At 45.4% G+C, this 25,483-nt stretch carries 22 protein-coding genes; 7 read left to right on the top strand and 15 right to left on the bottom strand.

Features of this window, described 5'->3' with window-relative positions; genetic code table 11:
• Window positions 1-293 precede the first annotated feature (293 nt).
• From glnA to glnG, 3 genes are all read left to right on the top strand, one after another.
• On the top strand, window positions 294-1,703 hold the full coding sequence (glnA, locus tag Xentx_RS10010; protein WP_074020099.1) for a glutamate--ammonia ligase: 1,410 nt from the start codon (window positions 294-296) through the stop codon (window positions 1,701-1,703).
• A 203-nt stretch (window positions 1,704-1,906) separates the two neighbouring features.
• Window positions 1,907-2,956 (top strand): nitrogen regulation protein NR(II), encoded by a 1,050-nt coding sequence (glnL, locus tag Xentx_RS10015; RefSeq protein WP_074020100.1) that lies wholly within the window; start codon window positions 1,907-1,909, stop codon window positions 2,954-2,956.
• Between the two features lie 20 nt (window positions 2,957-2,976).
• The gene (gene glnG / locus Xentx_RS10020; protein ID WP_074020101.1) at window positions 2,977-4,407 is read left to right on the top strand and encodes a nitrogen regulation protein NR(I); all 1,431 of its coding nucleotides are present in this window, start codon (window positions 2,977-2,979) and stop codon (window positions 4,405-4,407) included.
• Window positions 4,408-4,633: 226 nt separating this feature from the next.
• Here glnG and hemN read toward each other — a convergent pair whose 3' ends face one another.
• Together hemN and yihI are read right to left on the bottom strand one after the other, a co-directional pair.
• Window positions 4,634-6,007 (bottom strand): oxygen-independent coproporphyrinogen III oxidase, encoded by a 1,374-nt coding sequence (gene hemN / locus Xentx_RS10025; protein ID WP_074020102.1) that lies wholly within the window; start codon window positions 6,005-6,007, stop codon window positions 4,634-4,636.
• Between the two features lie 218 nt (window positions 6,008-6,225).
• Entirely contained in the window at window positions 6,226-6,762 is a 537-nt protein-coding gene (yihI, locus tag Xentx_RS10035; protein WP_074020103.1) for a Der GTPase-activating protein YihI, read from the bottom strand.
• 149 nt (window positions 6,763-6,911) lie between these two features.
• On the opposite strand from yihI, the gene Xentx_RS10040 reads away from it, so the two are divergent.
• Window positions 6,912-8,381 (top strand): glycosyltransferase family 39 protein, encoded by a 1,470-nt coding sequence (locus tag Xentx_RS10040; RefSeq protein WP_074020104.1) that lies wholly within the window; start codon window positions 6,912-6,914, stop codon window positions 8,379-8,381.
• 72 nt (window positions 8,382-8,453) lie between these two features.
• Here the strand turns inward: Xentx_RS10040 and Xentx_RS10045 are convergent, their stop codons facing one another.
• Both Xentx_RS10045 and Xentx_RS10050 read right to left on the bottom strand, forming a co-directional pair.
• Entirely contained in the window at window positions 8,454-9,791 is a 1,338-nt protein-coding gene (locus Xentx_RS10045; RefSeq protein ID WP_074020105.1) for an NCS2 family permease, read from the bottom strand.
• Between the two features lie 202 nt (window positions 9,792-9,993).
• Window positions 9,994-10,533: a TetR/AcrR family transcriptional regulator gene (locus Xentx_RS10050; protein ID WP_074020106.1), complete on the bottom strand. Its 540-nt coding sequence runs from the start codon at window positions 10,531-10,533 to the stop codon at window positions 9,994-9,996.
• 100 nt (window positions 10,534-10,633) lie between these two features.
• On the opposite strand from Xentx_RS10050, the gene Xentx_RS10055 reads away from it, so the two are divergent.
• Complete coding sequence (locus tag Xentx_RS10055; protein ID WP_074020107.1) at window positions 10,634-12,115, top strand: MFS transporter; 1,482 nt, start codon at window positions 10,634-10,636, stop codon at window positions 12,113-12,115.
• A gap of 344 nt (window positions 12,116-12,459) precedes the next feature.
• Complete coding sequence (locus Xentx_RS10060) at window positions 12,460-12,909, top strand: VapA/VapB family virulence-associated protein (RefSeq protein ID WP_074020108.1); 450 nt, start codon at window positions 12,460-12,462, stop codon at window positions 12,907-12,909.
• A gap of 194 nt (window positions 12,910-13,103) precedes the next feature.
• Here Xentx_RS10060 and Xentx_RS10065 read toward each other — a convergent pair whose 3' ends face one another.
• The 11 genes from Xentx_RS10065 to greB form a co-directional block, all read right to left on the bottom strand.
• The gene (locus Xentx_RS10065) at window positions 13,104-13,847 is read right to left on the bottom strand and encodes an amino acid ABC transporter permease (RefSeq protein ID WP_074020109.1); all 744 of its coding nucleotides are present in this window, start codon (window positions 13,845-13,847) and stop codon (window positions 13,104-13,106) included.
• A gap of 1 nt (window position 13,848) precedes the next feature.
• Window positions 13,849-14,586 (bottom strand): amino acid ABC transporter permease, encoded by a 738-nt coding sequence (locus Xentx_RS10070; protein WP_074020110.1) that lies wholly within the window; start codon window positions 14,584-14,586, stop codon window positions 13,849-13,851.
• Window positions 14,587-14,686: 100 nt separating this feature from the next.
• The gene (locus Xentx_RS10075; RefSeq protein ID WP_074020111.1) at window positions 14,687-15,535 is read right to left on the bottom strand and encodes an ABC transporter substrate-binding protein; all 849 of its coding nucleotides are present in this window, start codon (window positions 15,533-15,535) and stop codon (window positions 14,687-14,689) included.
• Window positions 15,536-15,645: 110 nt separating this feature from the next.
• A complete protein-coding gene (gene phoU, locus Xentx_RS10080) occupies window positions 15,646-16,362 on the bottom strand; it encodes a phosphate signaling complex protein PhoU (RefSeq protein WP_074020112.1) in 717 nt (238 codons plus the stop codon).
• A gap of 35 nt (window positions 16,363-16,397) precedes the next feature.
• The gene (gene pstB / locus Xentx_RS10085; RefSeq protein ID WP_074020113.1) at window positions 16,398-17,219 is read right to left on the bottom strand and encodes a phosphate ABC transporter ATP-binding protein PstB; all 822 of its coding nucleotides are present in this window, start codon (window positions 17,217-17,219) and stop codon (window positions 16,398-16,400) included.
• Between the two features lie 92 nt (window positions 17,220-17,311).
• On the bottom strand, window positions 17,312-18,220 hold the full coding sequence (gene pstA / locus Xentx_RS10090; RefSeq protein WP_074020114.1) for a phosphate ABC transporter permease PstA: 909 nt from the start codon (window positions 18,218-18,220) through the stop codon (window positions 17,312-17,314).
• Window position 18,221: 1 nt separating this feature from the next.
• Complete coding sequence (gene pstC / locus Xentx_RS10095) at window positions 18,222-19,181, bottom strand: phosphate ABC transporter permease PstC (protein WP_074020128.1); 960 nt, start codon at window positions 19,179-19,181, stop codon at window positions 18,222-18,224.
• A gap of 31 nt (window positions 19,182-19,212) precedes the next feature.
• A complete protein-coding gene (gene pstS / locus Xentx_RS10100) occupies window positions 19,213-20,235 on the bottom strand; it encodes a phosphate ABC transporter substrate-binding protein PstS (RefSeq protein ID WP_074020115.1) in 1,023 nt (340 codons plus the stop codon).
• 203 nt (window positions 20,236-20,438) lie between these two features.
• Window positions 20,439-21,467 (bottom strand): ATP-binding protein, encoded by a 1,029-nt coding sequence (locus Xentx_RS10105; RefSeq protein WP_244149850.1) that lies wholly within the window; start codon window positions 21,465-21,467, stop codon window positions 20,439-20,441.
• Window positions 21,464-22,183, bottom strand: coding sequence for an osmolarity response regulator transcription factor OmpR (ompR, locus tag Xentx_RS10110; protein ID WP_074020116.1), 720 nt, complete (start codon window positions 22,181-22,183; stop codon window positions 21,464-21,466). The genes Xentx_RS10105 and ompR overlap by 4 nt, the downstream gene beginning before the upstream one ends.
• Before the next feature lie 116 nt (window positions 22,184-22,299).
• Window positions 22,300-22,782: a transcription elongation factor GreB gene (gene greB / locus Xentx_RS10115; protein ID WP_074020130.1), complete on the bottom strand. Its 483-nt coding sequence runs from the start codon at window positions 22,780-22,782 to the stop codon at window positions 22,300-22,302.
• 275 nt (window positions 22,783-23,057) lie between these two features.
• Between greB and Xentx_RS10120 the strand changes: the two genes are divergently transcribed.
• Window positions 23,058-25,394, top strand: coding sequence for a Tex family protein (locus tag Xentx_RS10120; RefSeq protein ID WP_074020117.1), 2,337 nt, complete (start codon window positions 23,058-23,060; stop codon window positions 25,392-25,394).
• Window positions 25,395-25,483: the final 89 nt, after the last annotated feature.

A 25,483-nucleotide genomic window follows, 5' to 3' on the forward strand; every position in this document is an offset into this window, starting at 1 on the left:
CATTTGCACCATAATAATGCAATCACGTCATAATTTTTCACCATTTTGGTGCAAAATACCTAAAATCACACAATTATCTTATTCACTTTTTTCTCTCCCTCCCTGCTATACGTTTTTATCATATTGATATTAAATACTTTTTAAATATTGGCACACTTTTCGCATTTATGTTTGGTAATAGTGATTTATAAGATTGATCATACAGAGATCTACAATCGCCCTTAACTTTTAAGATAAAACAGCCTGTTTCTTGCCCTGTTTTATCAGGCCGACGTAAACCCAGGAGAGCCAGTATGTCCGCTGAACATGTTTTGTCCATGATTGAAGAACATCAGGTGAAATTTATTGACTTACGCTTTACTGATACTAAAGGTAAAGAACAACATATCACCATTCCTGCCCACCAAGTTGATGAAGACTTCTTTGAAGATGGCAAAATGTTTGACGGCTCATCTATCGGTGGCTGGAAAGGTATCAATGAATCCGACATGGTGTTAATGCCAGATCCAAGTACTGCGATGCTTGATCCCTTCTTTAATGATGCCACCCTGATCCTACGTTGCGATATCCTTGAGCCTGGCACCATGCAAGGTTATAGCCGCGATCCTCGCTCCATTGCGAAACGCGCAGAAGATTTCCTGCGTGCAAGCGATATTGCTGATACCGTTTTATTTGGGCCAGAACCCGAATTCTTCTTGTTCGATGATATCCGTTTCGGCAATTCCATTTCTGGCTCTTATTATCATATTGATGATACGGAAGCTGCATGGAACAGCGGCACACGCTATGAAGGCGGCAACAAAGGCCATCGTCCTGGCATTAAAGGAGGGTATTTTCCTGTTCCTCCTGTGGACTCTTCCCAAGACCTGCGTTCAGCCATCTGCTTAACAATGGAAAAAATGGGTTTGGTAGTTGAAGCCCACCACCATGAGGTCGCAACTGCCGGACAAAACGAAGTTGCCACCCGCTTTAATACCATGACCAAAAAAGCGGATGAAACCCAGATTTATAAATATGTAGTTCATAACGTTGCCCATAAATTTGGCAAGACCGCCACATTTATGCCAAAACCATTGGTGGGCGATAACGGTTCAGGTATGCACTGTCATATGTCACTGTCCAAAAATGGCACTAACCTGTTTGCAGGTGACAAATACGGTGGCTTGTCCGAAATGGCACTTTACTATATCGGCGGTATCATCAAACACGCTCGTGCGTTAAATGCCTTTACTAACCCAACCACTAACTCGTACAAACGTCTGGTACCTGGTTTTGAAGCCCCGGTTATGCTGGCGTATTCTGCCCGTAACCGTTCTGCTTCTATCCGTATTCCCGTGGTCGCCAGCGCCAAAGCTCGCCGTATTGAAGTGCGCTTCCCTGATCCTGCAGCGAACCCTTATCTGGCCTTCTCTGCCCTGTTGATGGCAGGCCTTGATGGTATCATCAACAAAATCCATCCAGGTGATGCAATGGATAAAAACTTGTATGACCTTCCCGCAGAAGAAGCCCAAGAGATCCCAACTGTGGCCTCTTCTTTGGAAGAAGCTCTGGCCGAATTGGATGCAGATCGCGAATTCCTGACACGCGGCGGTGTTTTCACTGATGATACGATTGATGCTTATATCAATTTATTGAATGGGGAAATTGAACGTGTCCGCATGACACCACATCCCCTAGAGTTTGAACTGTATTACAGTGTGTAGTGCCTTATTAGGTAATGCCCCATAACGTGATGGCATTACTCTTGTTTTTTTGTTGCCGTGAAACTTTTGGCCCATCTTCGGATGGGTTTTTTTCCCCCCGCATATACACAGTTGTATTACCCATGAGGATATATGCTGAGCGGAAGGATTCATCAAACTATGCTTGAATAAGCTACAATGCACCAAAAAAGTGCAGGAACTGAATGACAATGGTTAATTTGCCCAAAGCAGAACAGATTCTCGACTCACAGATAAACAACGTCCTAGTACTGGATAATGATTTGGTTATTCGCTACGCCAATCATTCTGCTATGCAACTTCTGGCACAAAGTTCCCGTAAATTATTCGGTACGCCTCTTCCTATCCTGTTTAGCTATATTTCACTGGATACAGAGCTGATGCGTTCCAGTTTGATCAACGGTCACGGCTTTACCGATAATGAAGTCATATTGGTAATCAATAATCACTCTCATGTGATGTCGCTCAGTGCCCAACCAATTTCCGAGCAGTTTATTTTGCTGGAACTGGCACCTATGGACAGTCAGCGCCGTTTAAGCCAAGAGCAGATCCAACAAGCACAGCAGGTAGCTGCACGGGAACTGGTTCGGGGGCTGGCACATGAAATCAAAAATCCTCTTGGCGGGCTGCGGGGAGCCGCGCAGTTGCTTGCCAAAGCACTGCCAGATCCGTCCTTAAGGGAATATACCCAAGTAATCATTGAACAGGCAGACAGGCTGCGTAACCTTGTTGATCGATTGCTGGGGCCACAGCACCCTGGCTCCCAAACCCACCAGAGCATCCACCATGTAGTCGAACGGATTTATCAACTGGTCTCACTGGAAATGCCTGCCAATGTCACGCTGATTAAAGATTATGATCCGAGCTTACCTGAACTGGCGCATTATCCTGACCAAATTGAACAGGTATTACTGAATATTACCCGCAATGCCCTACAAGCACTGGGTGAGAAGGGAGGGATTATCACCCTGAGAACGCGAACAGCGTTCCAGATTACTTTACAGGGTGAACGCTATCGATTGGCAGCCCGAATTGATATTGAAGATGACGGGCCAGGCATTCCTCCCAACATTCAGGATACGCTTTTTTACCCGATGGTCAGTGGATATGAAAGTGGAACTGGACTCGGGTTATCCATAGCACGTAATCTTATCGACCAACATGCTGGCAAAATTGAATTTACCAGTTGGCCAGGACATACGGAATTCTCCATTTACCTGCCGATCAAGAAATAACCGTTAAGTAGGGGGTAACAATGCAACGAGGAAAAGTCTGGATCGTTGATGATGATAGTTCTATCCGCTGGGTACTTGAACGAGCGCTGAGTGGCGCAGGGATGGAGTGTATCAGTTTTGAAAATGCCGATGCCGTATTAACCGCGCTAGGACAAGGTAATCCAGAAGTTATTCTGTCGGATATCCGCATGCCCGGATTGGACGGACTTAGTTTACTCAACCAAATAAAGCAAAGCCACCCACAGCTTCCGGTCATCATTATGACTGCCCATTCTGATCTGGATGCCGCTGTCAGTGCCTATCAACACGGTGCATTCGATTATCTGCCAAAGCCTTTCGATATTGATGAAACTGTTGCGCTGGTTGAACGAGCACTGAGTCATTATCGGGAACAACATCAATCAGCCGCTAATCCGCAGTTGCCGGTATCGGTTTCAGATATGATCGGAGAAGCCCCCGCGATGCAGGAGGTATACCGAATTATCGGCCGCCTTTCCCGCTCCTCCATCAGTGTGTTAATCAATGGTGAATCCGGCACGGGAAAAGAGCTGGTTGCCCATGCCCTTCACCGCCACAGTCCACGCGCTTCCGCACCATTTATTGCCCTGAATATGGCGGCAATCCCGAAAGACCTGATTGAATCTGAACTCTTTGGTCACGAAAAAGGCGCATTCACAGGGGCAAATCAAGTACGTCACGGTCGTTTTGAGCAAGCCAATGGGGGTTCACTGTTTTTGGATGAAATTGGTGATATGCCTCTGGATATCCAAACTCGCCTGCTGCGAGTGCTGGCCGAAGGACAATTCTATCGAGTCGGGGGCTATGCCCCCGTGAAAGTTAATGTCCGTATTATCGCCGCCACTCACCAGAACCTTGAGCAACGCGTTGCAGAAGGTAAATTCAGGGAAGACCTCTACCATCGCCTGAATGTGATCCGTGTTCATTTACCGCCTTTGCGGGACAGAGTGGAAGACATTCCTCGTCTGGCGCACCATTTCCTGCAACAAACGGCCAAAGAGTTGGGCGTTGAAGCCAAGGTGCTGCATCCTGATACTGAACTCGCTTTGATGCGTCTGCCGTGGTCGGGCAATGTCCGCCAGTTGGAAAACGTCTGCCGCTGGCTGACCGTGATGGCGACAAGCAAGGAGGTACTGGTACAGGATCTACCCGCTGACCTGATTGGCAACCAACTCACAGGACAGACAGGAAACTCCTCTGTTACACGCTCTACACCACCATCTGAGAATTGGCCACAACTGCTGGCTGAATGGGCGCAACATGCCTTAAAAGAGGGAAAAACCGATCTCCTTTCCGATGCCCTGCCATTACTGGAACGCACTCTGCTTAATTGCGCACTAGAATATACCAATGGACATAAACAAGAAGCCGCCCGTTTGCTGGGTTGGGGAAGGAATACGATAACGCGGAAATTGAAGGAACTGGGGTTATAACAAGCTTCACAACAGTCACAGAAATCCTTTTATACTTCGGTGGCGCGAGTTTTCTATAGCAGAATATCTTCCTTTCAAGGATAAGTTACCACCTTACAGTCCGGATTTGAATCTTATCAACCCGAATGGACGCAAGCAAAAGCGATAAAAAGACAAGAAAGGTGCTCAATTGATGAATTATTTATGTCGCATGTGAAATGTGCCTAATTTATTGATTCATCTATACTCATATCACCCGCGAAAATTGCCGCTGTCGCATCTGATTACGCAGATGGCTATCAAAACACATACAAACATTACGTATCAGCAATCGGCCTTTCGGGGATACTTGGATCTGGGATTCGGTCAATTCAACCAACCCATCTTCGGCCAATGGAGACAATAATTGCAGGTCTTCGGCAAAGTAATCCGCGAAATTCAGCCCGTAACACTGCTCAATATCCGCAAAATTCAGCCGGAAGTTACAGATTAGCGCCTTAATCACATCACGACGAATGCAATCATCCTGTGTCAACGCTAAACCACGCCACAAAGCATGACCTTGTGCTTCCACCGCAGCGTAGTAGGTTTTCAGGTCTTTCTGGTTCTGGGCATAGCTATCCCCCAGCATACTGATCGCGGAAACGCCCATACCCAGTAAATCGCATTCCCCCTGCGTGGTATACCCCTGAAAACTCCGGTGTAATATGCCTTGGCGTTGGGCAATTGCCAATTCATCATCAGGACGGGCAAAGTGATCCATACCAATAAACTGATAGCCATTACCTGTCAGGGTCACAATCGTTTCTTGCAAAATATTTAGCTTCTGCGTTGCAGTGGGTAAATCCTGTTCTTTAATCTTGCGCTGTGCCACAAATAAATCCGGTAAATGGGCATAGTTGAATACACTTAAGCGATCAGGAGACAATGCCAATACCCGCTGCAATGTAAAAGCAAAACTTTCAGGTGTCTGTTTTGGCAGACCATAAATCAAATCAATGCTGGTGGATGTAAAGCCCGTTTCACGGGCACGTTTGATCAGATCGAAAATAAACGCTTCATCTTGCTCTCGATTAACCAAGCGCTGCACATCTTTATTAAAATCCTGCACGCCCATACTCAGGCGGTTAAAGCCTTCATGATGCAAATGATCAATGACATCAAGCTCAATTTCACGCGGATCAATTTCAATGGAAAGCTCAGCATCGGGCAGAAAATAGAAATGGCGGCGCAGCATAGACACCAATCGGCTGATCTGTGTTTTATCCAGATAGGTTGGCGTGCCTCCGCCCCAGTGCATCTGGCTGACTTTCCGCTGGGAAAATAATTTTCCACGAGCAGCAATCTCTTTTTCCAACACATTCAGATATTCATCCGCTTTGTGCTTTTGGCGCGTAACCAGCTTATTGCAACCACAGAAATAACAAAGCTTATGGCAGAACGGGATATGGATATAGAGGGAAAGCGGGCGCTCAGGATAACAGGCGGCGGCCTGTGTAAAAGCATTAGCATCGTACTGTTGGTTAAACTCCAATGCTGTTGGATACGAAGTATAACGAGGCCCTGAATAGTTGTATTTTTGGATCAAAGGCAGATCCCAAACAATGGCTTGCTCTGACATGCTTATTCCTTCCGCTGTTTTCGCCCATCAAAACGCAACATTTTTGTAGAATGGAAACGTCGTGCCATGATGATCGTGTGCAACCGACGTTTACGTCGCGATAGCCGCCATAGTTTACCCAATAACCACAATAAATAACATACTAATACTGTGGTTATTAATACTGTGGTTATCAGAATGAACCCGCCTTTTACGATCACAATTCATTGATGAAGGCGTTACTTACCCTTCAGCAATTGCATGATATCTTCCTGTGATTCTTCTTCACTGTTCTCTTCATTCAGATTGATACCCAACTCTTCCATCAGGGTATCAATGCGATCGAGCATATTGTCGACATAAGCATGGTCTTCCTGGGACAGTTTTTCACCCTGCTCAAGACGTGCTAACAAGTCATCCAATCGTTCATCATTTTCCAGCATTTCCAGCTCTTCCTGTGGTGACAGGCGAGGCTTATGTTGCTCTATAGCCGGTTTAACCGTTGATGCTTTTTCACCTGCAACTTTCCCATCAACGAACAGAGGAACCGGAACTTTACTACCGATACGTGGATCTTTTTCCTGTTTGACTACTGAACGCTTTTTATTACTGCCATTATCGCTCTGACGGCTACCTGTCGGATTACCATTACCACGGCGTTTTTTCTGGCGCTTACGCGCGCGTCCTTCTGCATCCAGCTCTGCGCGACTTTTTCTTTTTTGCTTTTGCTGACCAGCGGAAAACTTCGCTGGTGATTTTTTCTTTAACGGGCTCATAGCTTGTGACTCAACTCACTTTTATCAAGATATTTTCGGCGGAATCTAACAGAAACTCCCATTAACATCCAATGCCATTCACCTATAGTTGAAATTTCGTCTAGTATTCTAGATAGATTTAACTTAAATAATATGATCATCAGACTACCATGCGTTTTTTTGATACTCCTTCTTATCGCATGCCATTGTATCTTTGGGTCACTGGTTATGCCGTTTTGTGGATAATAGCAAGTTACTCTCTCGATCCCACCGTTCCTTATGATGCCGTAGAAGCTTTAAACTGGGGCATTAATGGGGAATGGGGTTCGCCCAAAAACCCATGGTTAGTGGGAGCCATCATGCTACCCGCTATCTCTATCAATGACATTTCTCTCAGTTTTTATTGGTATTTCAGCCACTTTGTCGCCATTGCCATCGGTATGCTTGGGGTTTGGCAACTGGCTTTCCGACTGACAGGCAAAGTTGTGTTCGCATGGCTTGCCATGCTGACTCTGAATCTATCCGGTATCATCAATTTTGATATCATTCCTTATAATGATAATTATCTTTTGGTTATGCTCTGGCCGTGGTCATTGCTGTTTTTCCTGCGTGCCATTGACGATCACCCCAAATGGTGGCTGGCATTCGCCTTCACCACAGGGCTGGCAACAATGGCAAAGTACTCTTCGCTTGCTATAGTCGGCTCGGTCTTTTTGCTCTCCCTGTTCGTGCCTAAAATACGCCACAACTATCGGGAGCCACTATTTTATCTCGCCATTGTCATCTGGCTCCTGCTGGTACTACCGAACGTTTGGTGGCTGGTGCATAACGACTTTGTCGCCTTTAAGTGGGTAGATTCCCAAATTCAGAAAGGATTCAACCTACATACCACACGCGCTATGCTTTCCGTGTTCTACCCGTTAATTATCGTCAGTGTCATTATTTACCTGCTGGGTGGCAGGATTGGCTGGCCCAAGCAGCAATCCAATGCACTGGCTAATATCGTGATCCTGCTGCCTCTGCTGATTATTTACGGCTGGTTTTCCTTCAATCAGGGCGGGCGTATGACCGAATGGGTGCAACCTTTTATGGTCGTTTCGACGGCATTGTTGGTGGGATCGATAACGGTATTCCCGAACAAACCTTTGCGAAGCACATTACGGGGATTGACTGTGTTTGGTGTATTGGTGTTGATCGGTTACGTCGGTGTGATGATGGCAAATGTCCGTGATGCAGGGCAAAAATTTGTTGGTATAAAAACCCTTGCCAGCCAACTTGATCAACGTTGGAACGAACTGTATCCAACACCATTGCATTATGTTGGTGGAGAATATCTGCATCAATGGCTAACATTTTATAGCTACTATCACCCAAAAACGATACAACCCTGGGAATTAGATAATGGTGCACCCCCGAATATCTATAACCGCCATATCAAAGAGGATAATATTGTGAAATATGGTGCCTTGCTAGTGGGAGAGCGAGGAAAGAGCTGTGCAGAGGAAGATTCCCAACATATGCTTTCAGAATGGCCATCATTGGTGCTCAGTCACAAAGAAGAGTTCGCCTTCCAGGCTCAACCAAGTGCTGAGTTAGATACTGTTTGCATTGGCTTTGTCGCACCTAAAAATATTCAATAAATTAACCCATTAATCAGCAAGCCTGACATAATCTACTGTCAGGCTTACTCTTAATCACTGTTTCAATCGTGCTCAGTGGGCATCCACAAACACCATTTTCAATACAAACAATAGCGTCACGACAAGAACACATGAGCCAACTTCACGCCATTTGCCAGTGCCCAATTTCATGGCACAATAAGCGATAAAACCCAATGCAATGCCTTCAGTTATGGAGAAGCTAAATGGCATCATCACTGCGGTAATAAAAGCAGGGACGGATTCAGTCAGATCGTTCCATTTCACTCTTGTCAGGCTGGAAGTCATCAAGACGCCCACATAAATCAAGGCTCCCGCTGTAGCATAGGCAGGCACCATGCTTGCTAGTGGAGAGATAAACATGACCAACAGAAATAAAATACCCACGACAATCGCCGTCAAACCCGTCCGGCCACCAACAGAAACGCCCGAAGAGCTTTCAATATAGGCGGTAACCGAAGACGTTCCTATGTAAGAACCCGCCACCGAACTGATACTGTCCACGTACAAAGCTTGTTTCATGCGTGGGAATTTGCCATTACTGTCAGCAATACCCGCTTTATCCGTCACACCAATCAATGTGCCGGAAGAATCAAATAAGTTCACCAGCATAAATGAGAAAATCACGCCCGCCAAAGCGATATCCAGTGCACCTTTTACATCAACATTACCCACTACGCTCATCACACTGGGCGGTAGATCAAAAATACCGTGATATTCCACATATCCCATCATCAAACCAATGCCGGTTGTCACGATAATTGAAACCAACACCGCCGCATGGAAATTACGTGCCGCTAAAATGGCAATGATGAAAAAGCCCAATGCCCCCAACAAAACATGATGAGAAGCAAGGTTGCCAATTGAGACAATCGTGTCAGGATTAGGCACGATAATACCCACATTCTTCAGCCCCATCATGGTAATGAAAAGACCGATACCACTGGTAATACCCACACGCAGGCTCAATGGAATATTGGCGATCATCCAGTAACGGATACGAAAGAGAGTTAATATAAACAATCCCACCGCACCCCAGAAAATTGCCCCCATCGCAACCTGCCACGAAAGACCCATCGTACCGACCACAACAAAGGCAAAAAACGCATTTAGTCCCATTGCAGGTGCAACGGCAACAGGCAGGTTCGCCATCAATCCCATCATAATGCTACCAATTGCGGCGATTAAACAGGTCGTAACAAATACCGCCTTAATATCCATGCCTGCAACCGCCAGAATTTGCGGGTTAACAAAGACGATATAAACCATCGTTAAAAAAGTCGTCAGCCCGGCAATTATTTCAGTACGAACTGTTGTGCTATGTTCCTCTAATTTAAACACGCGCTGAATCAAGCTCTGACGATTAGCAGAGCCAGAATTTATTGTGCTCATGTAATATTGTTTCCCAAAAAAAGCGAAGTTTTCGACCTATCCTACAGGAAACCCATCTAAATCGTTACTCTGAAACAACAAAAAAAGAAAACGTTTGCGACACGTGTAATCAATAGGTTAAATAACATTATGATTATTAATGGCATTCATTTTGTGACGATATTTTATTCGTTTGGTTCGCTATTTGTCTTGCAAAAGAAATTCAGGGTGACAAAGCAGCAATAATGTCGTTAAAGATATCTTCCCATTCACCTTCTGTCATATCCATTAAGCCGAAGAAACGCAGAACGAATGCCCCCTCTGTCGCCAAAAACGCCAAACGCGCCTGCCGACCTTCTGCTGTCGTTGTGTCCAATCCTTCTATGCGTTGTCGATACCAGATACGGGTTGATTCGAGATGTTCCGGTGTTTGTAATAAAGCAGCCATCAAACCAGCCGCCTTTGCCGTCGACGCTTCATCAGATCGCCTGGTTGCCTCAATATGCGCACGCACTGTTGTCAGCGGGTGGGGATCATTTCCGGCAATTCCATGAAACTGTTTGTCATAACTCGCCTCCCAACGCTCAAACATGGCATCAATAAGGCCATCTTTTGTGCTAAAACTGTATTGTACCCCTCCCTTGGTAATACCAACCGTCTTCGCCAGTGCATCTATAGTGAGAGCCGCCGCGCCATGTGTTGTAACAATATGTTCCGCCGCATCCAGCAGAACTTCTCGGTCAATTGTTTTACGTCGTCCCATGCAAACCTCCTTTTAATTAAATACGTATGTATTTATAATTATCGCCAACAATTTAGTCAAGGTTTGGTAAGGTTGCCGAACCGCATTGGTGAATTTGCTTATGAAATCGAATATCCGCTGGCTTGTGCTCGCTATTATTTCCAGTGCACTTTTCTTAGTTGTTATGGATATGACAGTGCTATACACCGCTTTGCCACGGCTGACACATGATCTGCATGCTTCTGCCTCAGAGAAGCTGTGGATCATGAATGCCTATACTTTGACCATTGCAGGCTTACTTCCCGCTATGGGGGCGTTGAGTGACCGTTTTGGTGCAAAGAAACTGTTTACTAACGGGTTAGCCATTTTCGGTGTTGCATCGCTGATGGCTGCATTTTCCCCCAATCCTGCCACTCTGATTGCGGCACGTGTGGTGCTTGCTTTTGGCGCGGCGATGATGATGCCTGCGACACTCGCGATAGTTCGGCAATCATTTGAAGATCCAAACGAAAGGGCACTCGCCATTGGCATCTGGTCTGCCATAGCTTCAGGCGGGGCTGCGCTTGGCCCAGTTATTGGCGGGTTCCTGCTCGAATATTACTGGTGGGGTTCGGTTTTCCTTATCAACGTCCCAATCGCCCTCATTGCATTTGGCTTTGCTCTGGTCGTTATTTCCAAAAGCCCGAACAATCCAGACCATACCTTTGACCTTATTGCTTCTGTGCAAATCATGATTGGCCTGGTAAGTATCACCTATGCGATCAAGGAGTTAAGCAAACCAATACCTTCATTGGTAACTGCCGCGACAGTGGGCATAGTAGGCACTATTTTTACGGCCATCTTCATTCGTCGCCAGTTAAGTTCATCAACCCCCATGATCGATTTCAACCTTTTCCGCAATCGCGCTTTCACTGCGGGAGTTGTCGTTGCTTTCGTTTCTACAGCAGCACTGGTCGGTATGGAACTTGCTGTTAGCCAACGCTTCCAACTCGCTATGGGTCTATCTCCCTTACTGGCGGGGTTATTTATTCTGCCCATTCCTATTGCCTCTTTTATTGCCGGCCCCCTGGCTGGGATTGCTATACCAAAATTTGGCTCTGAACGGATCATGTGGCTCTCACTCACCTTTGCTGGACTGGGAATTTTTGTTTATCTCTCAGGCCTGCAATCCGGGCTTTTCATTCAAATCACTGCATTTTTCGTCATTGGATTTGGTATTGGTGCAGCAATGACCGCTGCTTCCACAGCCATCATGCTAAATACCCCAGAAAACAAAGCTGGCACCTCCGCCTCTATCGAAGAAGTCGCCTATGAATTGGGAAGTTTAATCGGGATAGCCGTTCTCGGCAGCCTAATGGTGGCAGTCTATTCTGCCTCATTCACCTTTCCGTCTGATATGAGCATCCCAGAATTGGCACGAAACAGTATTGATGAGGCACTTATTGTTGCAGAAGGGTTAAAGGGAGGGGTTGCACTGTCGTTGATCCAGGCAGCAAAACAGGCTTTCAATCACTCATTCCTGTCGGTATTGATCGCAGCAGGGACATTGCTGTTGTTGACCTCTGTGCTCATTGCTGTGTTTAGAAAAGAGAAACGCCATTAATTGAGTCAATTAGGTAATTTTCTAAATAATGTTTCTTTAATCTGTTAATTTAAATACTTTTATTATTATTCTTAAAAACATTATGAATATAACCAAATAATATTTGGTGTATTCTTCATAACCTATCATACTATAAATAGTAACATCATGGAATTATGTCATTAAAAAATAGTTACATCTAAATATAATAAACTATGAATTGTTATTCCATCACCCTATAAAGCCTTACACAGAAATATCTGTTGTTATGAATTATTATTTATATTTAAACCAAATAATAAGATTCATACATTTTAGATATTATTTTTTCTCTATATTCAATAAACTATAAAAGAGGTAATATTATGAACGAATTAGAAAAAAATGAAGTAAAACTAAAACTTATTGAAAATTTTCAACAAACTATGCAAGGGAAGCTAGAGCCCAAACTTATTGATGAAGCTACAAAAAGAATGGCTTCTCTAAAAACAGGGGTATATTCAGCTGGAGGTCAAGTAGAAAGCCTCATTTTTTATCTGATATTTGACCTGCACCTAGATCTTGCTGGTAGCAAAGCTTTTCGCGGGACGGCAGGAGGATTGACGACTCCCGGCATTGCAGTTTTTCAAGGATTTGTTTTTACAGACGATTTAAACACACTTTATTCTGATACTGTAAGTTTCGCGTTTGATGCATCGCCCGTAGCCTTTAGTTTATTTTTCTTTGATTCAAATAGCTATCTGCTTGGCTCCTTCGGCGGTCTCGCAATTTCCCTTATAGCAGGCTTAGGTGGTGGAACGGGTTCATGGAGTTAATTATCTTTTATAATAAATAACCTCAACCGGAGTACAATGATTAACAGAATACTGCGCCCTTGCTGTGTAATACCTTACACAGCAAGGGTTATTGTTATGAATCAATTGGCATTAAACTGAATAATAAAATTATATTTTTTAGCTTTTGTTCTGAATTTTATGAAATAACGAAAATATCTGCCAGGTGGCAGATATTAATTTTGAGGAACCACGGTCAACGTTTTTTTACGCCAAAACCCGAAGATGGCGGTCTTTTTACGCCTCACGGAGAAACGACGGGCAATATAATTGGCAATCAACTCCAGTGATAAACACATCACAAAATAAACCAGCGCAACGAATAAGAAGACTTCCATTGGATAAACCATACTACGGTTATTCACTTGGGTCGCCAGAAATGACAATTCCGCGACGCCAACGATATAAGCCAATGAGGTATCCTTGATTAACGCAATCCACTGATTGATAAATGAAGGCACCATCATGCGCAATGCCTGCGGCAAAACGATATGCCACAACACTTCCCAACGATTGAAACCCAGCGATAATCCTGCCCGCCATTGACCATCACCAATCGCTAAAATTCCCGCTTTGACACCATGTGCTAAATAAGCCGAAGTAATTAATGCCAGCGCACAGACAACGGTCGTAATTTCAGGGATCTCCATCCCCAATACGACAGGCAACAAGAAATACGTCCAGAAAATCAGCATAATGACCGGAATGGCGCGAAAGAAACCCAGTATTGCCGCCAATAGGTTGGCCCAAAAGCCGCGCAGCATCGCCAGAGCAACGCCACCCAGAATCCCCAATACAATGGAGATCGTCCCCGCGATGATACTGATTACCAGCGTCAATGCCGCTCCTTCCAATGGCCCATCTGGAAAGGTTCCCAATAGCAAATAACGCCAGTTTTCTGCAATAACAGTAAAGTCCATATCAATACCCTCTCACCAATGTTCTTTGTTGGCGCCATTGTCCCCAACCTTCCATCACAGCAATAATGGCGATGTAGAGTACTGTCGCCACACCAAATGCCTCAAAAGTTTGTAAGGATTGGGTTTCCACCTGACGAGAAGCATAGGAGAGTTCTGCCACACCAATCGCCATGGTTAATGATGAATTTTTGACAATATTCATGTATTGCCCCAATAAAGGTGGCATGGCTATTTTCAGTGCCTGTGGCAATACAACGTGACGCATGGCCTGCCAGCCCGTTAAACCCAATGCATGGGCAGCATATTTTTGCCCGCGTCCAACTCCCTGAATGCCCGCACGTAATTCTTCTGCAACAAACGGAGCTGAATAGAGGGTTAATCCGATAAATCCCGCCAGAAATTCAAAGGATGGCCATTCCAGTGTCAGACCGAAAATCGTTGTGTCGTGGGGCGTATTCAGCCACATCATCGCCTCTTGTGGCAGAATTTGCCCGGATGCGAAGTACCAGAAAAATAGTTGTACCAATAAAGGCGTGTTACGAAATACAGTAGTGTAAGCCGTAACCAGCCAGCGCAGTGGCTTGATTTGGCTATCCCGTACCGCCGCAATCACAAAACCCAGTAAAGTGGAGGAGATAATGACACAGGCAGAAAGCCACAAGGTGATCAGAAATCCCTGCCAAAGCCATTGCAGATATTCAGGAGCCAGTAAGTGCTCGGTAATAAATTGCTCAAACATATCATTCACCACATAAACAAACAGCAAAGCCCCGAAATAACGGGGCTAATCAATTTGTGTTCTTAAATGGAAGCATTAAACAGAAACGGTTAAACGAACATTACTGTTTCGCCTGATCCTCTAACGGAGCAAATTTAAAATCACCACGCGGTTGAGCGGATTTAGTGTCTGGGCCAAACCAGCGGTTATAGATTTTCTCTGCTTCCCCCTCTTTTTCTAATTTCAGTAAGGTTTGGTTAACTGAATCAACCAATCGCGTTTCCCCTTTGGAGGCCGCGACTGCTTGATATTCGCGAGTAATGCTGAAAGGGGAAATTTCAAAATCGGCTTTCTGGGCTTCTGGTACGTTTGCCAGCAAACCAACCAGTTTCGCATCATCCTGCGTGATCGCCTGAACATTACCATTTCTCAGAGCCGCAAATGCCAACGGTGTATCATCATAAGAGATCACTTTGGCTGTTGGATAACGCTCACGCAAAGTAATTTCCTGTACAGTTCCCTTGTCTGCACCAATACGCAGTTTGGCAATATCATCCGGATTGGTCAGCACACCTTTGCGGGCAATAAATTTCTGACCAGTCGCAAAATAAGGGATGGAAAAATCAACTTGTTTTGCGCGTTCGCCAGTGATCGTGAAGTTAGCAGCAATTAAGTCAATTTTCTTAGAAGAAAGCAGAGGAATGCGGTTTGCTGGATTCGTTGGACGCAGTTCCAGCTTTACCCCCAAATCATTGGCAATTGCATTGGCGATATCGACATCATAGCCTGCCAATTTTTTCGTTTGGGGATCGATAAAACCAAATGGTGGGTTACTGTCAAATACCGCAATACGTACCGTGCCAGCTTTTTTAATGTCATCAAGTTTATCTGCTTTTGCCACTCCTGAAACCAATACCAAGCTGGTCAGCAGAGCAGTAACCGCTACGCGAGATTTGTTGCGAATCTTCATTGTACACCCCTGTTGGTTATTAATTTTTATATATCAACAAAAGCTATCAATTTCGATATAGCACATGAAATAATATAAAATACTATATTTATTCAATTTTGGAATAAAAGCTATTCTTTTTGGGTCAGTAATTTTTCCAGATTATCACCACCAATATGGCGGAAGTCCTGCCCTTTAACGTAATAGAAGATAAATTCACAAATATTCTGGCAACGGTCACCAATGCGCTCAATAGAACGGGCACAGAAGAGAGCCGTCATAACATTTGGAATGGTTCTGGGATCTTCCATCATGTAGGTCATTAGCTGGCGGATAATACTTTCGTATTCCTGATCCACTTTTTTGTCTTCATGATAGATACGGATGGCTTCTTGCAGATCCATACGGGCAAAGGCATCCAATATATCATGTAACATTTGGATCGTATGGCGTCCCAGTGATTCCAGGCTAACCAGCAAAGATTGCTGTTGATGTGAAAATCTTTCAAGCGCAGTCTTGCAGATCTTATTGGCAACATCGCCAATACGCTCCAGTTCAGCAATGGTCTTTGAAATAACCATGATCAGACGCAAGTCACTGGCCGTCGGTTGGCGTTTTGCAATGATGCGGACACACGCTTCATCAATCGCCACTTCCATCATATTAACCTTCTGGTCATCCTCAATGACTTGCCGTGCCAATACTTCGTCTTGGTTGTGCATCGCCAGAATCGCCTTACTGAGCTGTTCTTCCACCAGCCCGCCCATTGTCATCAATTCTGTACGAATATGTTCCAGTTCAGCAGTAAACTGACCGGAGATATGTTTGCTGAGATTCAGATTGTCCATACTATGCTATGCCCCCATACCTTCTATACCCCGCATTAACCATAACGGCCAGTAATATAATCTTCGGTCTGTTTCATCTTCGGAGTGGTGAACAATCTATCGGTATCGCTAAACTCAATCAGTTCACCAAGATACATAAATGCCGTGTAATCCGAACAGCGAGCCGCCTGCTGCATATTGTGGGTGACGATCACTACGGTATATTCCGATTTCAGTTCGCTGATCAACTCTTCAATGCGTCCTGTAGAAATTGGATCAAGTGCCGAACAGGGTTCATCCAGCAACAAAACTTCAGGACGAATAGCAATACCACGGGCAATACACAAACGCTGTTGCTGGCCACCGGAAAGGCTATGCCCACTCTGATGCAATTTATCTTTGGTTTCATTCCACAATGCCGCTTTTGTCAACGCCCATTGGACTCGTTCATCCATCTCTGCTCTGGGCAGTTTTTCAAACAAGCGCACCCCGAAAGCAATATTGTCGTAAATGGACATCGGGAATGGTGTCGGTTTTTGGAAGACCATTCCAACTTTGGCACGTAGCAAGGCAATATCTTGCTTGTCTGTCAGGATATTCGTGCCATCCAGAATAATTTCACCTTCAGCACGCTGATCACCGTACAATTCATACATTTTGTTGAAAGTACGTAGTAACGTGGACTTGCCACAGCCCGATGGCCCGATGAATGCCGTTACTTTATTTTGTGCGATATCAAGCGTAATATTTTTCAGCGCATGAAATTTGCCGTAATAGAAATTCAGATCACGTACCTGAATTTTACTTCCGACAATTTTGCTTACTGTTATGTTGTTTATTGCAATTTTATTTACTGCAATGCCATTCGCTTTATTCATCAATATTTATCTCTTTAATACCTTTCATGCTCTTGTTCCATCGCGTATTCCATCAAGGAATAGCACGTTAAAAATGCAGGTCTGAAAAAATATTAGTGCTTTTTCTTCACAAACAGCGCACGCGCCACAATGTTAATTAACAGTACGCACAGGGTTATCAATAATACCCCTGCCCATGCCAACTGCTGCCAGTCAGAGAATGGACTCATGGCAAACTTGAAAATAGTAACAGGCAAGTTTGCAATCGGCTGGCTGAGATCGGTACTCCAGAACTGGTTAGAAAGCGAAGTGAACAACAATGGAGCCGTTTCACCAGCGATACGGGCAATAGCCAGCAATACACCGGTAATAATGCCTGATATCGATGCCTTTAAAGTAATGGCTGAGATCATTTTCCATTTCGGTGTGCCCAATGCATAAGCGGCTTCACGCAAGTTATCCGGCACTAATTTCAGCATGTTTTCCGTCGTGCGAATAACAATGGGGATCTGCAACAGTGCTAACGCAATTACCCCTGCCCAACCAGAAAAGTGTTGCACCTTTACCACCACAACCGTATAGACAAATAATCCGACGACAATCGAAGGGGCTGAAAGCAAGATGTCATTAATAAAACGGATGATTTCTGCCAACCATGAACGGCGACCATATTCCGCCAGATAAATTCCCGCCATAATCCCCAATGGCGTGCCAAACACCGTCGCCCAGAAGATCAGCAGACCACTGCCAACGATGGCGTTTGCCAGCCCGCCACCCTCGGTATTGGGAGGTGGCGTCATTTCAGTAAACAACGCCAGCGACATACCATCGATACCTTTAGTAACAGTGGAGATTAAAATCCAGCCCAGCCAGAATAAACCGAATGCCATCGTCATCATGGATAGCATCAGCGCCAGCCGATTTTTCTGGCGACGCCATGATTGCATACGGCGACGGCTTTTCATGTCCGCTTCGTTTACTGTATCGACTAAATGCGGAGGTTGCTTATTGATGGTTGTCATCTCAGCGCTGCCCCTCATTTTTTGCCAGACGCATAATCATTAATTTTGACAACGCCAATACGATAAAAGTGATGACAAACAAAATCAGTCCCAGTTCCATCAATGCGGCAGTATGCAAACCAGATTCAGCCTCAGCGAATTCATTTGCCAATGCAGAAGTGATACTGTTCCCCGGCATATACAGAGACAAACTATCAAGTTGGTAGGTATTACCGATAATAAAGGTGACAGCCATTGTTTCCCCCAATGCCCGACCAAGCCCTAACATTACACCACCAATCACACCATTCCTGGTATAAGGCAAGACGATATGCCAAATCACTTCCCATGTTGTACAACCGATACCATAAGCAGACTCTTTCATCATCACAGGGGTCTGTTCAAACACATCACGCATGACAGAAGCGATATAGGGGATAACCATGATGGCAAGAATGACACCCGCTGCCAGAATGCCAATACCAAAGGCAGGACCAGAGAACAAAGCCCCCACGATGGGAACGCTGGAAAGCACGTCGCCAACGGGTTGCTGGAAATAGGTGGAAAATAGTGGAGCAAAGACAAACAATCCCCACATGCCATAAACAATGCTGGGGATCGCCGCCAATAACTCAATCGCCACACCCAATGGGCGTTTCAACCAGTTTGGGGACAACTCCGTCAGAAACAGGGCAATGCCAAAACTTACTGGAACCGCAATGATCAGGGCAACTAGCGAAGTCATCAATGTGCCATAAATCGGTACTAATGCGCCAAACAACCCTGCCGGTGCATCCCACTCTTTGCTCCATAAGAAAGCAAAACCAAATGCTTGTATACTCGGCCAGGAAGCAATGATCAGCGAAATGATAATGCCTCCCAGCAGAAATAAAGTTAACAACGCCGCTAACCTGACCAAGGCGCTGAAGATAATGTCACCATTTTTGCTCGGTGCTTTCAGCGCCATTTTACGTTCGGCCATACGCTTCATTCTCATTTTCGGTTATTTCCCCTTAATAAAAGGAGAGATTGCTTTTCCATGCTGCACGTACCTGGCTGACCACTTCTTCCGGCAGGGTGGCATAATCCAAATCTTTCGCCTGTTGTTTGCCGTTGTTATAAGCCCAATCGAAGAATTTCAGCACTTCGCTACCATTGGCAGTATTTGCCTGTTGCTTGTGGATGAGAATGAAGGTAGTAGACGTAATTGGCCACACATCATCGCCTTTCTGGTTTGTCAAATCCTGAGCAAAGCTGCTGTTCCAATCCGCACCTTTGGCCGCCGCACTAAAGTTTTCTTCGGTAGGCGCTACCACAACACCATCCGCGGAAACCAACTTGGTATAAGCAAGGTGATTTTGCTTCGCATAGGCATATTCGACATAACCAATCGAACCAGGCAGACGCTGAACAAATGCAGCAATCCCGTCATTGCCTTTACCGCCCAATCCGGTTGGCCATTTGACGGTCGTACCAGCTCCTACTTTTTGCTTCCAATCATTGTTAACTTTGGACAAGTAACTCGTGAAGACATAGGAAGTCCCTGATCCATCAGCGCGACGAACCACGGCAATATTCTGATCCGGCAGTTTGAGATCCGGATTCAACTTTGCAATTGCCGGATCATTCCATTTCTTGATATTACCCAGATAGATGTCACCAAGGGTTTTGCCATCCAGAACCAACTGACCCGCTTTAACACCGGTAATATTCACCGCCAGCACAATCCCACCAATTACCGTTGGGAACTGGAACAAGCCATCAGTCGCCAATTGTTCATCAGAAAGTGGAGCATCAGATGCACCAAAATCAACGGTATTGGCAATAATCTGTTTTACACCACCAGAAGAGCCGATGCCTTGATAATTGATTTTGTTACCCGTTTCTTTCTGGTAAGAATCTGCCCACTTGGTATATATCGGTGCAGGAAATGTCGCACCTGCCCCCGTCAAGCTGGCTGCCGCAAATGAAGACAGAGATGTCATGGCAAATACAGTAACCATGATGCTCGCCACAGTGGTACGCATTGATTTCATACTATCTCCTGTTGAGTCTTCTACTGAGATACACATCATTAATGAAAAACAAATGACAGGTATCGCTGACAATCTGATTTTCAGGTAATAAAATGATTCAAGAAGGAAAAATAGGTGAATTCAATGACAATAAAATGTATGAATTATGACATTTTTATGACAGGACGTTTCAGGAGTGCCTTATTCTTCGTGCAATTATGTTCTCATATTGCACTCAACGGAATATATATGCGAATGGATAGCCCCTCTTTTTCACTGCTCCCCATCTGAATCTTCCCCCCGTGGATATCCATGATACGATGGATGATCGCCAGCCCTAGCCCGACGCCGCTATTTATTTCACTTCTATTATTTTTTTCACTTTTATTTCCCTGCGTGAAAGGCTGAAATAAAACAGAAGCTTCTTCTTTCGTCATTCCAGTGCCGTTGTCCTCAACCTGAAACCAACCAAATTTTTCTGTTGAGCCACTACTGATGCGTATCCATCCATTGCCATAACGCCGGGCATTAGTGAACAGATTGATCAGTACACGTTTGATGGAAAAGGGATGAGCTAAAATGAAAATCGAACTTGTCGCTAAGCAATTTTCAATATCTGTATCTACCGCACAACGCTGCTCTGCTGTAATCACTTCGTCAAGCAACCCATTCAATTCACAACATGTCATCGGTATACCCTGCCCTGCCCGCTGATAATCAATGAATTGATCAATCATGACATTGCACTCTTCAATGTCCTGATGGATAGATTCTGTCAGAAAATCATCTTTTCCTTCCATCATTTCCATCGCCAAACGAATACGGGTAAGCGGAGTGCGCAAATCATGGCTCACGCCAGCCATTAATACCGCCTGATCATTTTCTTGTGATTTCAGCTCCATCGACAACCGGTTAAGCGCCCTAATCACAGAACGAATAGCGGGTGTCCCCATTTCAGGCATTGATGAGCCTCTTCTACCTTTTCCTATGTCGATAACGACTTTTTGCATCACCTTCAATGAATGTTTCTGGATAGCGGAATATCGCCAGAACACCATGAACACGGACAATGCCACCACAACAACACTTATAAAGAGATAGGGAAATATCGCGTTAAAAGGGAGCTCTTCTAGTACCACCAGCAGTAAGGTAACCAGAGAGCTGAACAGCAAGCTGCCCAGCACTAAAAACAGGACACGGAAAAACAAAGTACGCAGAGAAAGCCAAAACTTTTTCACACAGGGCTTTTTCATACTTTGTTTCCATCAGGAACAAAAACGTATCCCAACCCCCAAACTGTCTGGATATAACGCGGATGGGCAGGATCTTCTTCAATCAGGCGACGCAGGCGGGAAATCTGGACATCAATGGAGCGCTCCATCGCACCATACTCTCGTCCCCGAGCCAAACTCATCAATTTATCCCGTGATAATGGCTCACGTGGATGAGAAACCAACACCTTCAACACGGAAAATTCCCCACTGGTTAAAGGTAATAATTCATCTTGATGAAACATTTCACGCGTTCCAAGATCAAGTTTAAATTTCCCAAACTTGATCACCGCATCATCTGATGTCGGCGCTCCCGGCAATTCATTTGCTTGTCGCCGCAGGACAGCCCGCATGCGTGCTAACAATTCACGTGGGTTAAAAGGCTTGGCAAGATAATCATCAGCGCCAATTTCAAGCCCAACAATCCGATCAACCTCTTCCCCTTTCGCGGATACCATGATGATCGGGATCGAGTTATGCTGATTTCTCAGCCTTCGACAAATAGACAATCCATCTTCTCCCGGCAACATTAAATCCAGGACAATCAATTGAATGGATTCTCTGGTCAATAAACGATCCATCTGCTCTGCATTTGCTGCGCTACGCACCTGAAACCCCTGTTCGGATAAGTAACGTTCCAATAACGCCCGCAAGCGCATATCATCATCAACAACAAGGATCTTATAACTCTCTTGCATGTTTCAGCTCCCAAGATGCTCCATGCCCGCAGCATCCATCACTTTCACAGAAAAACCATAACTCCAATAGAGAATTAACCGCATGTATTTTAAGGCCGCTAAACAAGCCCTGTGACTTATGCCAAAGGCTGGTAGCTAATTTCCAGTATCCAGTAAGTCACCACACCATTTGGTGTCATCACCGTGACTTCATCATCAACCTGCTTACCAAGTAATGCTCTCGCCACCGGAGAATCAATGGAAATCCACTTCCTGGCTGGATCAAATTCATCCGGCCCTACCAAACGAAACATGTGTTCTTCTTCATTTTCGTTTTCAACTTTTACCCATGCCCCAAAAAAGACTTTCCCTTCTTGTCGCGGGTCAGGATCGACAATTTGCAGTACATCCAGACGTTTGGACAAAAAACGTACTCGGCGGTCAATTTCCCTTAACCTTTTTTTACCATAAATGTACTCTGCATTCTCTGAACGATCCCCTAATGCAGCAGCATCTGAAACAGCCTGGGTGACTTTGGGGCGTACAACTTTCCAGAGATATTTCAATTCCTGATCAAGCGCATGCCAACCCTCTCGGGTAATATAATTACTCTTGGCCATGAAAAAACTCACTTGAGAAAAGATGATTAATGGCGGAGTACTATATCTCATCAACTCTCATCAACCCAATCCCAACCTAGAAGATATTTGATGAATTCTGTTGCAACATGATCGAAATATCGCGCTAAACTGGAAATTATTGCGCTCAGCACGTATAAATGGAGCCAGTTTGAACCATGCCGATACTGTTTCAGATGAAATTTGATCTTATCCGGCTCTGTCTGACGATGTCTCAGAATATCTACAGGCCCTAAAGAAGTTGAAGAAAACAGACCATGAATGAATCTTTAAGTCGAATCATTGCCGGTGAGCTACAGGCTCAACCACAGCAAATCCTAGCTGCCATCTCCCTGCTTGATGAGGGAAATACGGTTCCCTTTATCGCCCGTTACCGTAAAGAGGCCACCGGTGGTCTGGATGACACACAGCTCCGCCAACTTGAAAGCCGTCTCGGTTATCTGCGTGAACTGTCCAACCGCCGTCAGACTATCCTGAAATCGATTGAGGAACAGGGAAAGCTAACCGTTGAGCTGGCAGAAGCGATTAACGCAACGCTGAGCAAGACTGAGTTGGAAGATCTGTACCTACCTTATAAACCTAAACGCCGTACCCGTGGACAAGCTGCCATCGAAGCCGGATTGGAGCCTTTGGCCGACCTGCTATGGCAAGATCCGCAGCAAGAGCCAGAACTGGCGGCGGCTGCCTATGTCAATGCTGACAAGAGCGTTGCTGATACCAAGGCAGCATTGGATGGCGCACGTTATATCCTGATGGAGCGTTTTGCCGAAGATGCAACCCTGCTGGCGAAGGTACGTGAATATTTATGGAAAAATGCCCATTTGGTTTCCAAGGTTGTCGAGGGTAAAGAAGAAGAAGGTGCTAAATTCAGCGATTATTTCGACCACCATGAAGCTATCGCCACTGTCCCTTCCCACCGTGCCCTTGCCATGTTCCGTGGACGCAATGAAGGCATCCTGCAACTTTCTTTGAATGCTGATCCACAATTTGAGGAAGCACCAAAAGAGAGTCACTGCGAACAAATTATTACTGATCACTTGAACCTTCGCCTGAACAATGCACCGGCTGACAATTGGCGCAAAGCAGTAGTGAGCTGGACATGGCGCATCAAGGTGCTGCTGCATCTGGAAACCGAACTGATGGGTACACTGCGCGAGAAGGCCGAAAATGAGGCTATCAACGTCTTCGCCCGTAACCTGAATGACTTGCTGATGGCTGCCCCTGCGGGTATGCGCTCAACAATGGGTCTGGACCCGGGTTTGCGTACAGGGGTAAAAGTCGCCGTTGTTGACGCGACGGGCAAACTGATTGCTACCGATACTATTTATCCGCACACCGGACAAGAAAACAAAGCGGCTGCAACCGTTGCAGCTCTGTGCACTAAACATCAGGTGGAACTGGTTGCCATTGGCAATGGCACCGCATCCCGTGAAACAGAACGCTTCTTTGCCAACGTGCAGAAACAGTATCCTGACGTCACGGCACAAAAAGTAGTGGTCAGCGAAGCGGGAGCTTCTGTCTATTCCGCGTCTGAATTGGCTGCACAAGAATTCCCTGATCTGGATGTTTCCCTGCGTGGCGCTGTCTCCATTGCCCGCCGCCTACAAGATCCACTGGCTGAACTGGTGAAAATCGAACCCAAATCCATCGGTGTGGGTCAATACCAGCATGATGTTAGCCAGACTCTGCTTGCCAAAAAACTAGATAACGTGGTTGAAGACTGTGTAAACAGCGTCGGCGTTGACCTGAATACCGCCTCTGTTGCCTTGTTGACTCGCGTTGCTGGCCTGACTCGCACTGTTGCCCAAAATATTGTTAACTGGCGCGACGAAAACGGTCGTTTCGGCAACCGTAACCAACTATTGAAAGTGACCCGTCTGGGGCCAAAAGCCTTCCTGCAATGTGCGGGCTTCCTGCGCATCAATCAGGGCGATAACCCGTTGGACGCTTCAACCGTTCACCCTGAAGCCTATCCAATAGTTGAGAAGATCCTGGCAACAACTCAGCAAACCCTGCCTGAACTGATGGGTAATCCGGCTAATTTGCGTAACCTGAGCGCCCAAGAGTTCACGACCGAAAAATTTGGTATTCCGACCGTCACCGATATCCTGAAAGAGCTGGAAAAACCAGGTCGCGATCCACGTCCGGAATTCAAGACAGCCACATTTGCCGATGGCGTTGAAACCATGAACGACCTGCAAGCGGGTATGATTTTGGAAGGTACTGTCACTAACGTGACCAATTTTGGTGCATTCGTGGACATCGGTGTCCATCAGGATGGCCTGGTTCATATCTCCTCCCTATCCGACCGCTTTGTGGAAAATCCACACACCGTCGTTAAAACAGGTGATATCGTGAAAGTGAAGGTGATGGATGTTGACCTCAACCGCAAGCGTATTGCATTGACCATGCGTCTTGATGAGCAACCAGGTGAAACACAAGCACGCCGTAGCTCCCAGGAAGGTAACCGTCAGGATCGCAATAATCGCAACGGCAATGGCAGAAACCGCCCTATTTCACGTTCAGGTTCTGCGCCTTTAGCTAATAGCGCTATGAGTGATGCATTGGCCGCTGCCTTTAATAAAAAACGTTAATTAATAAAAAAACGTTAGATGATTTAAAATGATTTCCTGAACTGGCTCCATTATGCCAGTTCAGGATCTTTAAATTTGTGTTTATACGC

Source organism: Xenorhabdus thuongxuanensis (assembly GCF_001908095.1).
Taxonomy (GTDB): Bacteria; Pseudomonadota; Gammaproteobacteria; order Enterobacterales; family Enterobacteriaceae; genus Xenorhabdus; species Xenorhabdus thuongxuanensis.

What these genes read in the sequence shown, in the direction of transcription:
- Xentx_RS10055 (WP_074020107.1), top strand. Translation starts at nt 10,634, where the DNA reads ATGAAATCGAATATCCGCTGGCTTGTGCTCGCTATTATTTCCAGTGCA.
- pstS (WP_074020115.1), bottom strand. Translation starts at nt 20,235, where the DNA reads ATGAAATCAATGCGTACCACTGTGGCGAGCATCATGGTTACTGTATTT.
- Xentx_RS10075 (WP_074020111.1), bottom strand. Translation starts at nt 15,535, where the DNA reads ATGAAGATTCGCAACAAATCTCGCGTAGCGGTTACTGCTCTGCTGACC.
- pstB (WP_074020113.1), bottom strand. Translation starts at nt 17,219, where the DNA reads ATGAATAAAGCGAATGGCATTGCAGTAAATAAAATTGCAATAAACAAC.
- greB (WP_074020130.1), bottom strand. Translation starts at nt 22,782, where the DNA reads ATGGCCAAGAGTAATTATATTACCCGAGAGGGTTGGCATGCGCTTGAT.
- Xentx_RS10065 (WP_074020109.1), bottom strand. Translation starts at nt 13,847, where the DNA reads ATGGACTTTACTGTTATTGCAGAAAACTGGCGTTATTTGCTATTGGGA.
- pstC (WP_074020128.1), bottom strand. Translation starts at nt 19,181, where the DNA reads ATGGCCGAACGTAAAATGGCGCTGAAAGCACCGAGCAAAAATGGTGAC.
- Xentx_RS10060 (WP_074020108.1), top strand. Translation starts at nt 12,460, where the DNA reads ATGAACGAATTAGAAAAAAATGAAGTAAAACTAAAACTTATTGAAAAT.
- Xentx_RS10045 (WP_074020105.1), bottom strand. Translation starts at nt 9,791, where the DNA reads ATGAGCACAATAAATTCTGGCTCTGCTAATCGTCAGAGCTTGATTCAG.
- yihI (WP_074020103.1), bottom strand. Translation starts at nt 6,762, where the DNA reads ATGAGCCCGTTAAAGAAAAAATCACCAGCGAAGTTTTCCGCTGGTCAG.
- hemN (WP_074020102.1), bottom strand. Translation starts at nt 6,007, where the DNA reads ATGTCAGAGCAAGCCATTGTTTGGGATCTGCCTTTGATCCAAAAATAC.
- glnA (WP_074020099.1), top strand. Translation starts at nt 294, where the DNA reads ATGTCCGCTGAACATGTTTTGTCCATGATTGAAGAACATCAGGTGAAA.
- Xentx_RS10120 (WP_074020117.1), top strand. Translation starts at nt 23,058, where the DNA reads ATGAATGAATCTTTAAGTCGAATCATTGCCGGTGAGCTACAGGCTCAA.
- glnL (WP_074020100.1), top strand. Translation starts at nt 1,907, where the DNA reads ATGACAATGGTTAATTTGCCCAAAGCAGAACAGATTCTCGACTCACAG.
- Xentx_RS10105 (WP_244149850.1), bottom strand. Translation starts at nt 21,467, where the DNA reads ATGAAAAAGCCCTGTGTGAAAAAGTTTTGGCTTTCTCTGCGTACTTTG.
- phoU (WP_074020112.1), bottom strand. Translation starts at nt 16,362, where the DNA reads ATGGACAATCTGAATCTCAGCAAACATATCTCCGGTCAGTTTACTGCT.
- ompR (WP_074020116.1), bottom strand. Translation starts at nt 22,183, where the DNA reads ATGCAAGAGAGTTATAAGATCCTTGTTGTTGATGATGATATGCGCTTG.
- Xentx_RS10070 (WP_074020110.1), bottom strand. Translation starts at nt 14,586, where the DNA reads ATGTTTGAGCAATTTATTACCGAGCACTTACTGGCTCCTGAATATCTG.
- glnG (WP_074020101.1), top strand. Translation starts at nt 2,977, where the DNA reads ATGCAACGAGGAAAAGTCTGGATCGTTGATGATGATAGTTCTATCCGC.
- Xentx_RS10050 (WP_074020106.1), bottom strand. Translation starts at nt 10,533, where the DNA reads ATGGGACGACGTAAAACAATTGACCGAGAAGTTCTGCTGGATGCGGCG.
- Xentx_RS10040 (WP_074020104.1), top strand. Translation starts at nt 6,912, where the DNA reads ATGCGTTTTTTTGATACTCCTTCTTATCGCATGCCATTGTATCTTTGG.
- pstA (WP_074020114.1), bottom strand. Translation starts at nt 18,220, where the DNA reads ATGACAACCATCAATAAGCAACCTCCGCATTTAGTCGATACAGTAAAC.